The organism is Stenotrophomonas sp. STEN083 (genome assembly GCF_056759195.1).
In genome coordinates this window covers 51,692-60,464 of sequence record NZ_JBRRCU010000019.1, presented here as the reverse complement: position 1 = coordinate 60,464, position 8,773 = coordinate 51,692, and the positions used below count along the sequence as shown (strand labels likewise).

Annotated in this window: 7 protein-coding genes; 4 read left to right on the top strand and 3 right to left on the bottom strand. The window is 64.9% G+C overall.

The features are described 5' to 3' along the window. Nucleotides 1-150: 150 nt before the first annotated feature. Entirely contained in the window at nucleotides 151-1,623 is a 1,473-nt protein-coding gene (locus ACVOK8_RS08205; protein WP_481566407.1) for a leucyl aminopeptidase, read from the bottom strand. A gap of 105 nt (nucleotides 1,624-1,728) precedes the next feature. Here ACVOK8_RS08205 and lptF point away from each other — a divergent pair, with 105 nt between their 5' ends. Further along, nucleotides 1,729-2,814 (top strand): LPS export ABC transporter permease LptF, encoded by a 1,086-nt coding sequence (gene lptF, locus ACVOK8_RS08200; RefSeq protein ID WP_481566406.1) that lies wholly within the window; start codon nucleotides 1,729-1,731, stop codon nucleotides 2,812-2,814. Continuing rightward, nucleotides 2,811-3,917 carry an LPS export ABC transporter permease LptG gene (lptG, locus tag ACVOK8_RS08195; protein ID WP_481566405.1) on the top strand — a complete coding sequence of 369 codons (1,107 nt, stop codon included), beginning with the start codon at nucleotides 2,811-2,813 and terminating at the stop codon, nucleotides 3,915-3,917. Before lptF ends, lptG begins: the two co-directional genes overlap by 4 nt. 76 nt (nucleotides 3,918-3,993) lie before the next feature. Here the strand turns inward: lptG and ACVOK8_RS08190 are convergent, their stop codons facing one another. Beyond that, entirely contained in the window at nucleotides 3,994-4,455 is a 462-nt protein-coding gene (locus ACVOK8_RS08190; RefSeq protein WP_481566404.1) for an RDD family protein, read from the bottom strand. A gap of 71 nt (nucleotides 4,456-4,526) precedes the next feature. On the opposite strand from ACVOK8_RS08190, the gene xerD reads away from it, so the two are divergent. Together xerD and ACVOK8_RS08180 are read left to right on the top strand one after the other, a co-directional pair. Beyond that, nucleotides 4,527-5,504 (top strand): site-specific tyrosine recombinase XerD, encoded by a 978-nt coding sequence (gene xerD / locus ACVOK8_RS08185; protein WP_481566403.1) that lies wholly within the window; start codon nucleotides 4,527-4,529, stop codon nucleotides 5,502-5,504. Nucleotides 5,505-5,773: 269 nt separating this feature from the next. Continuing rightward, nucleotides 5,774-6,553: a DsbC family protein gene (locus tag ACVOK8_RS08180; RefSeq protein WP_481566402.1), complete on the top strand. Its 780-nt coding sequence runs from the start codon at nucleotides 5,774-5,776 to the stop codon at nucleotides 6,551-6,553. A gap of 75 nt (nucleotides 6,554-6,628) precedes the next feature. Here ACVOK8_RS08180 and ACVOK8_RS08175 read toward each other — a convergent pair whose 3' ends face one another. Continuing rightward, the gene (locus ACVOK8_RS08175) at nucleotides 6,629-8,767 is read right to left on the bottom strand and encodes a glycosyl hydrolase family 18 protein (RefSeq protein ID WP_481566401.1); all 2,139 of its coding nucleotides are present in this window, start codon (nucleotides 8,765-8,767) and stop codon (nucleotides 6,629-6,631) included. Nucleotides 8,768-8,773: the final 6 nt, after the last annotated feature.

Genomic DNA, 8,773 nt, shown 5'->3' with positions numbered 1-8,773 from the left:
CGCACCACCGTCCCGGCCCGAACCGCGCCCCCACCCCCCCCCACAACCCCCCCCCCCCGCCCCGGCGGCCGACCCCCCCGCGCCCCCCCGCGTGTGTGCCCCCCCAACCACCCCATCCGCCCCCCCGGGTTCCCCAACCCCGGATATAACTCAGGCAACGCGGTCCAGCAGCCACTGGGTCAGCAGGCCGACCGGGCGACCGGTGGCCATGCCGCGCTTGCCTTCATCACTGGCGACGCCGGCGATATCCAGGTGCGCCCAGCGCTGGCCTTCGGTGAAGCGCGACAGGAAGCAGCCCGCGGTGATGGCGCCGGCCCAGCGGCCGCCAATGTTGTAGACGTCGGCGAAGCTGGAATCCAGCATGCCCTGGTATTCATCCCACAACGGCAGGCGCCAGGCCCGGTCGAACACGTTCTCGCCGGCGGCGGTGAGCTCGTTGGCCAGGTCGTCGTGCTTGCTCATCAGGCCGGCGGTCTGGTGGCCCAAGGCCACCATGCAGGCGCCGGTCAGCGTGGCAACGTCGATCAGCGCAGCCGGCTCGAAGCGCTGCGCATAGGTCAGCGCGTCGCACAGGATCAGGCGGCCTTCGGCGTCGGTGTTGCCCACTTCGATGGTCTTGCCGGACATCGAGGTGATCACGTCGGATGGGCGGTAGGCGTTGCCGTCGATGGCGTTCTCCACTGCCGGCACGACTACCACCAGATTCAATGGCAGCTTGGCCTTGACCGTGGCGACGAAGGTGCCGATGACGTTGGCGCCACCGCACATGTCGTACTTCATTTCCTCGATGCCACCCTGGGTTTTCAGGTTGACGCCGCCGGTATCGAAGGTGATGCCCTTGCCGACCAGCACGTAGGGCTTTGCGTCGCCGCCGTTGCTCCACTTCAGCACCACCAGCTTCGGGCGGTTGGCCGAGCCACGGGCCACGGCCAGCAGCGAGCCCATGCCCAGCGCTTCCATCTGTGCTTCGTCGAGGATCTCGGCTTCGGCACCGTCGTGCTCGGCGGCGAACTTGACCGAGGATTCAGCCAGATAGGCCGGGGTGCAGTAGTTCGGCGGCAGGTTGCCCAGCTCGCGGGCGTATTCCACGCCGGCGGCTATGGCCTGGCCCTGCAGCAGTGCGGCTTCGTCGTTGCTGGCGATGGCCAGCGACTCCAGGCCCGGCGCTTCCGGCTTCTTCTTGCCCAAGGTGGCGGTGTAGCGGTAGCTGGCGTGGTTGGCGGTGATCACGGCCTGACGGACGTTCCAGGCGGCGTCGCGGCCGCCGACTTCCAATTCGTTCAGGGTGAACAGCGCGCTGCGGGTGTTGCCGGCCTTCAGGGCGCGGGCGGCGTCGCCGGCGGCCTTCAGGTACTGCACCACGCCGAACTTGGCCGGGTCGCCCAGGCCAACCACCAGCACGCGGGCGGCGCTGACGCCGGCCAGGTCGTGCAACAAAGTGGTGTTGCCGGTCTTGCCGCCAACATCGCCGCGCTCGATCAGGGCGGCCAGACGGCCGCCAGAAGCCGCATCCAGGGCCTGTGCGGCCGGGGTCAGCGACTTGTCAGAGAAGGCGCCAACAATGACGCAATCGACCTCGGCGGAAGCCGGGGCGACGTGGTTCAGGGTGAATTCCAGAGACATTGATCAGATTCCGTTGCCAAATCCGTACAATCGCAGGCTGTATACGCAAGGCCATGGAGGCCGTGCGTTCTGCGGACTAAACCGAGAGTTTAAACCACCGACCCTATGGCGAAGCTTGACCGCTACCTTCTGAGTGACTTCCTCCAGAGCTTTCTGGCTACTTTGACCGTACTTTTGGTAGTCAGCATGGGTGGTGTGCTGGTCGACATCCTCGGCCGCATTGCCGATGGCCGCATCCCGGCCGGCCTGATGCTGTCCCAACTGGGCCTGCAGTTCATCGTCTACCTGCCCATCATCCTGCCCTTGGCGTTGATGCTCGGGCTGGCCTTGTCGATCGCGCGGCTGTACCGCGATTCAGAAATGGCGGTGCTGACCGGCGTTGGTGTCGGTCCCAAGCGTCTGCTCAAGCCGATCCTGCTGTTGACGGTGCCGGTGGTGACGCTGGTTGCGGGTTGCTCGCTGTGGTTGGGCCCCTGGGCCGACCGCAACGCCGAGCGGATGTTGCAGGAAGCCAGTCGCAGCATGGTCGTGGCCGGGTTGGAGCCGGGCCAGTTCACCCCGCTGGCTGGCGGCGGCGTGGTCTACCTGTCTTCGTTGACGGGGGACGGCACCAAGATGGGCAAGGTATTCATGCAGCGTCAGAAGGAAGGGCGTATCGACGTGGTATCGGCAAACAGCGGCGCGATGTTCTTCGAAGGCGAGCGCCAGCGCTACCTGCGCCTGGAGGACGGTTATCGGGTCGAAGGCCCGGAGAGCGGAACCTTGGATTACCGTCTGATGCGCTATGCGCGCAACGAAGTGGCCTTGCCGGACCGCGAGGAAGTGCGCGATGAGAATGATCCGGAAATGCTGACCACCAGCCAGTTGCTCGGTGATGACCGGCCGGAGGCAAAGGCCCAGTTGCACTGGCGCATCACCCCGCCGTTGCTGGCCCTGGCATTTGCCCTGCTGACCTTGCCGCTGGCCCGCAGCGCACCGCGCCAGCAACGTTACGGCCGCATCATGGTGGCGTTCCTGGCCTATACGGTTGGCGTGAGTCTGAGCATTCTTGGCCGCCAGTGGCTGGCTGCGGGCAAGCTGCCGGTTGACGCCGGTATGTGGTGGTTGACCCTGCCGTTGCTGTTGTTGGCGCTGTGGCTGTACTTCCGTGATGGGCGCTTGAGCCGTCGCCGTGTGGGGGCAAAGGCATGAGGTTGCTGCCACGGATTCATGACGTTTACGTAGGCCGTACCGTGCTGCTTACGGTGCTGGTGGTGTGGATGGTGCTGCTGGGCCTGGACGCGATCATGGCCTTGTCCGGCGAGGCCGGAAAAATCGGTCAGGGCCATTACAGCTTCGGACATGCCTTGGCGTGGGTGGCATACACCCTGCCGCGCCGTGCCTATACGCTCTTTCCAATGGCTGCGGTGATTGGCGCGCTGATGGGCCTGGGCCAGCTGGCGGCGACTTCCGAGCTGACCGCGCTGCGTGCAATCGGTGTGTCGCGGCGGCGGATCGCGCTGTCTGTCGCGATCGCGCTGTCCTTGCTGACCGTGCTGATGGTGGTCAATGGCGAAACCCTCTCACCCTGGGCACAGAGCCGCGCCGATGCCTTGAAGGCCAGTGCCCGTTTCAATACCGATATGGCCACCGCACGCTATTCGGGTCTGTGGGCGCGTGAAGGCGACACCTTCCTCAATGCGTTGACCGGCGAAGAGCAGCTCAGCGCCGATGGTCAGTCGACCTTGCTGCTGCATGACGTGCGCCTGTATCAGCTGGACGAAGATGGGCGTTTGCTGAGCCTTACCTATGCCAAGACCGCGCGCCACGACAGTCAGGGTTGGGTGTTGGAAAGCGTGCGCCGCGATACCTTCGGCGAGCGCTCGGTCGCCCGTCAGGAGCTGCCCAGCGAAAAGTGGGCCTCCCAGCTGGATGCGTCTGCCCTGGCTTCTGGCTTGGCCAAGCCGCGCAACCTCGGCGTCGGTGAGCTCAAGACCAGCATCGACTACCGCAAGCGCAATGGCCTGGACGCGCGTGAGTACGAAGACACCTATTGGGGCCGCTGGTTCTACCCCTTGAACGTGTTGGCGCTGTGCCTGGCCGCGGTGCCGTTTGCGTTTGGTTCGCTGCGCAGCGGTGGCATGGGCAAGCGCCTGTTCCTGGGCATGCTGTTCGCGCTGGGCTTCCTGCTGCTGCAGATGTTCTTCGGGCGCATGGCTGGTGCGCTGAAGTTTGATTACCGTATCGCCTACGCCTTGCCGCCGTTGTTGATGTTGGCCATTTCCGGCTGGTTGTCCCGACGACGGGTGGGTTGATTTGTGTAGTGCCGAGCATGGCTCGGCATTACAGGCCGGCAATGATGATAAAGCCCTTACCGAGCATGGCTCGGCACTACAGTTTCTGTAGGTGGGTGCCGCTCAGGCGGTCGTGCAGGGTCAGGCGTTCGCGGTCGAACAGCGCCCAGATGAATCCAAGTCCGCCCAGCAGCAGCGACAGCGTGGCCAGTGCATAGCGCTTCCACAGCAGGGCCCGGCTGGGTGCTTGCCCATCAGCGGTCTGCAGCCGCAGCCGCCACGGACGCATGCCCAGGGTCTGCCCGCCGCGCTTCCAGCTCTCGGTGGCGTAGAGCCCGGCAATCAGCCAGCAGCTCAGCCATAGCAGCCATTGCAGGGCACTGAACGGATGGATGTTGTCGCGGCTGGCGTGCCCGGCCAGCGTGTAGCCGACGGTGAACAACGCCGAGACCAGCATCCACAGCGCCAGCACTGGCCACAGGTCGTAGAACAGCGCGGCCAGGCGGCGCAGCAGCAACGCGGAGGGGCGGGGCGATTCGGCAACAATGGGTGCGTTCATGGGCCGAGCATACGGTTTGTGACGGCACCCGTGCATGGGCAGTCGTGGAAGCAGGGCTTATTCTTGCGCCGATGCCCGCGTCCCTGACCCCCGCCGAACGCCGCCAATTGGTGCAGCAATTGCCGCCGTTGCGCGATGCCGATGACCGCTTGATCCAACGGTTTCTGGATGCAATCTGGGCCGAACACGGTTTGGCACGCGCGTCGTTGGACAGCTATAGGCGTGATCTGGAAGGCCTGTCGCGTTGGCGCGACGGCGCCCACGATGGCCTGGGCGGAATGGATCGCGCCGGCCTGTTCGATTACTTGGCTTGGCGTACCCGCCACGGCTGGACCGCACGCAGCAATGCACGTTTGCTGTCAGTACTGCGCGCCTTTTTCGGGCAAGCGCTCAAGCGTGGAGAACGCAGCGAAGACCCTGCGGCGCTGCTGGAATCGCCCAAGCTGCCGCGTTCGCTGCCCAAGGCTTTGGCCGAAAGCCAGATCGAGGCCTTGTTGGCAGCACCGGACGTTGAAAGCCCGGTCGGCCTGCGCGACCGCGCGATGCTGGAGCTGATGTACGCTGCGGGCCTGCGTGTCAGCGAACTGGTCAATCTGCCGGCCAATGCGATCAACCTGCGGCAGGGTGTGTTGCGGGTGACCGGCAAGGGCAGCAAGGAGCGGCTGGTGCCCTTGGGCGAGGAATCGCAGTACTGGCTGGAGCGCTATCTGGCCACGGCGCGGCCGGCGCTGACCGGAGGCAAGCCGGTTGCAGCGACGCTGGCGGGGCAGGTGCCGCTGTTCGTCGATGTCGACCGTACCCCGTTGAGTCGCCAGCAGTTCTGGGCCTTGGTGAAAGCCAGCGCGGCAGTGGCCGGCATTGATCCTGGCAAGATCAGCCCGCACGGCTTGCGCCACAGCTTTGCCACTCATCTGCTCAATCACGGAGCCGACCTGCGCGCGCTGCAGATGCTGCTGGGCCACAGTTCGCTGTCCACCACCCAGATATACACCCTGGTTGCCCGTGAACACCTGCAAAAGCTGCATCGCAAGCATCACCCGCGCGGGTGAATCCGCACGGTCTGTGGAAGCTGCGCCTTTTGTAGGAGCGGCGTCAGCCGCGAAGTCGGTAAATCGTCAGATAGACAGCTGACATGGAATGCCAAAGGCCTGTGGGAGCGGCGTCAGCCGCGAAGCAGGTGGATCAGGAGATTGCAGTTGGTGTCTGTGTTCAGGCATTGCTGGCTTCGCGGCTTCCGCCGCTCCTGCAAAACAGCGCCGCTCCCACACTGATTCGGGCGGTGTGCGAGAATCCGGCTGTTCTCTTTCGATGGGTCGCCATGTTCCGATTTGCCATTGCCGCGCTGTTTGGCGCGCTCAGCCTCACCGCCTGCGCGCAACAGCCCGCAACACCCAAAGCCGCTGCCAGTGCCGCCGCCTCGCCGGCCGATGCCGCAGTCGAAAAGCAGGTGCGCGATGCCCTCAAGGAGCTGGATCCCAACCTGAAGCCGGAATACATAGGCGCGGCGCCGTTTGCCGGTTTCCGTGAGGTGCTGGTGTCCGGGCAGGTGCTGTATGTGACCGATGACGGTCGCTATCTGCTGCAGGGCACGCCCTACGACATCGAGAAAAAGGCCCAGGCCACCAGCGCCGGTCTGCTGGCCTATCGCCGCAACCTGCTGTCATCGCTCCCGCATGCGGACCGCATCGTATTTGCGCCGCCGAATGCCAAGCACACCATCAGTGTGTTCACGGATATCGAGTGCGGCTACTGCCGCAAGCTGCACCAGGACATCGCCGAGCTGAACCGCAACGGCATCGCCGTCGAATATCTTGCGTTCCCGCGCATGGGCCTTGCCAGCAAGGACGCTACCGACATGGTTTCGGTCTGGTGTGCCAGCGACCGCAAGGCCGCGTTGACTGCAGCCAAGACCGGCCAGCCGGTTCCGGCCAAGAACTGCACCAATCCCGTGGCCATGCAGTACAACCTCGGCCAGCAGCTGGGCATCAATGGTACCCCGGCGATCTTTGCCGCCGATGGCAGTCAGCTCGGTGGCTATTTGCCGCCGGCACAGCTCAAGGCAGCGTTGGACCGTATCGAAGCCGGCGGCAGCCGCTGATAGCATTGCCCGCCAAGGCTTGAATAGACAACGCCCCTCCGCTAACGCGAGGGGCGTTGTGGTTTTAACGACGGTTTACTTCAGGCCGCTGCTGACGCTGTTGACCAGGGTGCCATCGGCATCGTCACCGCTGAACTCCCAGAAGAACGCGCCGCCCAGCCCTTGGGCTTTGACGTAAGCCATCTTGAGGCCGAGCATCTCCGGCGTATCCACGCTCCAGAAGGTATTGCCGTCATACAGCCAGGTGGCCTGTGCAAGCGGATCGGTATACACGGGCCAGCCGAGGTTCTTGAGCACCTTCCAGTCCTCGATGCCGGCCTCGTACTTGCCAGGCGCTGGTCGCCCGTTCTGGTACAGGCCATTGTTGGTACGCGCCACCTTGGTCCAGCCACGGCCGTAGAAGCCGACGCCTAGGTTCAACTTGGCGGCAGGCACGCCGCGCTGCAGATAGGCCTCGATGGCGTCGTTGCTGTTGTACAGCGCGGCGTCGCCGGTTGAAGGATCCGCCGCGGAGTGGAACAGGGCGGTGTGGTGATTGGTGGTGCCGGCCCAAGCACCATGGAAGTCGTAAGTCATCACGTTGATGAAATCCAGATGGCGGTGGTAAGTGGCCGGGTCGGTCGGTCGGATCTTGTCGATGCCGGCACCGACTGCAACGGTCAGCAGCAGCCCAGGGCGCACGGCATCCAGCTGGCTGCGGAACTCGGCCAGCAGGGCGGTGAAGTTGTCGCGATCGGCCGCTGTGCCGCAGCCCAGGCCGCAGGCAGCCGGGTATTCCCAGTCGATGTCGATGCCATCGAACACGCCTGCAGCCACACCTTTGCCGCCGGCGTGGTCGGTGAACGGCAGGTTGCCCTTGATATAGGCGTCAATGCAGGAGGCAACAAAAGCCTGGCGGTTCTCCGCGCGCGCGGCACTGGAGAAGCCTCGTGACCAGGTCCAGCCGCCCAGCGAAATCAGCGTTTTCAGTTGCGGGTGCTTGGCCTTGAGCTGCTTGAGCTGGTTCCAGTTGCCGCGCAGCGGTTGGTTCCACTGGTCGGCGACACCGCTGACGCTTTCGCTGGCGCCAAAGCTGCGGGTGTAATCGGCATAGGCATCGCCGCCAGCACCGCTGGCCGGATCAGCGGCCTGGGTGATGCCGACTTCGCAGCGGTTGTTGCGGACGTTGCCGAAGGCATAGTTGATATGGGTCAGGCGCGCCGCCGAGCCGCTGCTGTCGATGTTCTTGACCCGGTAATTGCGGTCATAGATGCCCCATTGGGTGAAGTAGCCGATCACCCGCTTGCTGCCGTTGCTCGGGGTGCCTGGTTCTTCAGGGCCGCCGCCGCTGTCTTCGGCCAAGGTGCTGGCGCTGAGGATTGGGCTGAGTGCCGAAGCGTTGCCTGCCTTGTCGCGGGCGCGTACGGCATAGCGATAGCTGGTAGCTGGGGTCAGCGCGGTGTCGGTATGCCCGGTGCCAGCAATGGCGGCGATCTGCGTGCCGTCGCGGTACAGGTCATAGCCGGCGATGCCGCTGCCGCCGGTGTTGTCGCTGGCAGCATTCCAGCGCAACGCGATGCTGGTCGGGGTGCGCGCCTGCACGCTGAGTCCAGCCGGGATCGATGGGGCAGTGCTGTCCTTGTCCGGGGCGGTAACCGTAACGCTGACTGTGGCCGAGGTGGTGCTGGCATTGCGGTCATCGGTGGCGACAGCGCTGAGCAGATAGTTGCCGGCTGCGGTGTTGTGCCAGGCAAGGCTGTAGGGCGCGCTGCTGACGCTGCCCACGGAATGGCCGTTGCGGAAGAACTCGACCTTGCGGATGCTGCCGTCGCTGTCGGTCGCAGCAGCATTGAAGGTGATGGTGCTGCCGGCGCTGAACGTGCTGCCTGCGCTGGGTGATGTCAGGCGGACCTGCGGCGGCTGGTTGGCTACCGGCGCGCCGTCATCGCAGCGGCCCAGGTTGTCGTAGTAGCGGCGGCCAGCGGGATGGTCCGGTGGTGCGTTCCAGATGGCCTGGCGTGCTTGGTACAGCACTCCGTCCTTTTGCAAGGTGTCGCCGGGCTGGTAGATCGTCGTTCCCAGCCAGGGTTTTACCCCCGCGCAGTTGGCCGCCTGAGCCGTCGGTAGGACGCTGGTTGAAGCGAATACCAGGGTCAGTACCCAGCCCAGCCGCGCGCTGCGGCCGGGCTGGTGGGTGTGTCGGGGCCGGAAAGGGCCTGCGGGATGGTCCTTCATGGAGGG

Excerpts from the sequence above, each read along its gene's own strand:
- ACVOK8_RS08205 (WP_481566407.1), bottom strand. The coding sequence starts at position 1,623 with ATGTCTCTGGAATTCACCCTGAACCACGTCGCCCCGGCTTCCGCCGAG.
- lptF (WP_481566406.1), top strand. The coding sequence starts at position 1,729 with ATGGCGAAGCTTGACCGCTACCTTCTGAGTGACTTCCTCCAGAGCTTT.
- lptG (WP_481566405.1), top strand. The coding sequence starts at position 2,811 with ATGAGGTTGCTGCCACGGATTCATGACGTTTACGTAGGCCGTACCGTG.
- ACVOK8_RS08190 (WP_481566404.1), bottom strand. The coding sequence starts at position 4,455 with ATGAACGCACCCATTGTTGCCGAATCGCCCCGCCCCTCCGCGTTGCTG.
- xerD (WP_481566403.1), top strand. The coding sequence starts at position 4,527 with ATGCCCGCGTCCCTGACCCCCGCCGAACGCCGCCAATTGGTGCAGCAA.
- ACVOK8_RS08180 (WP_481566402.1), top strand. The coding sequence starts at position 5,774 with ATGTTCCGATTTGCCATTGCCGCGCTGTTTGGCGCGCTCAGCCTCACC.
- ACVOK8_RS08175 (WP_481566401.1), bottom strand. The coding sequence starts at position 8,767 with ATGAAGGACCATCCCGCAGGCCCTTTCCGGCCCCGACACACCCACCAG.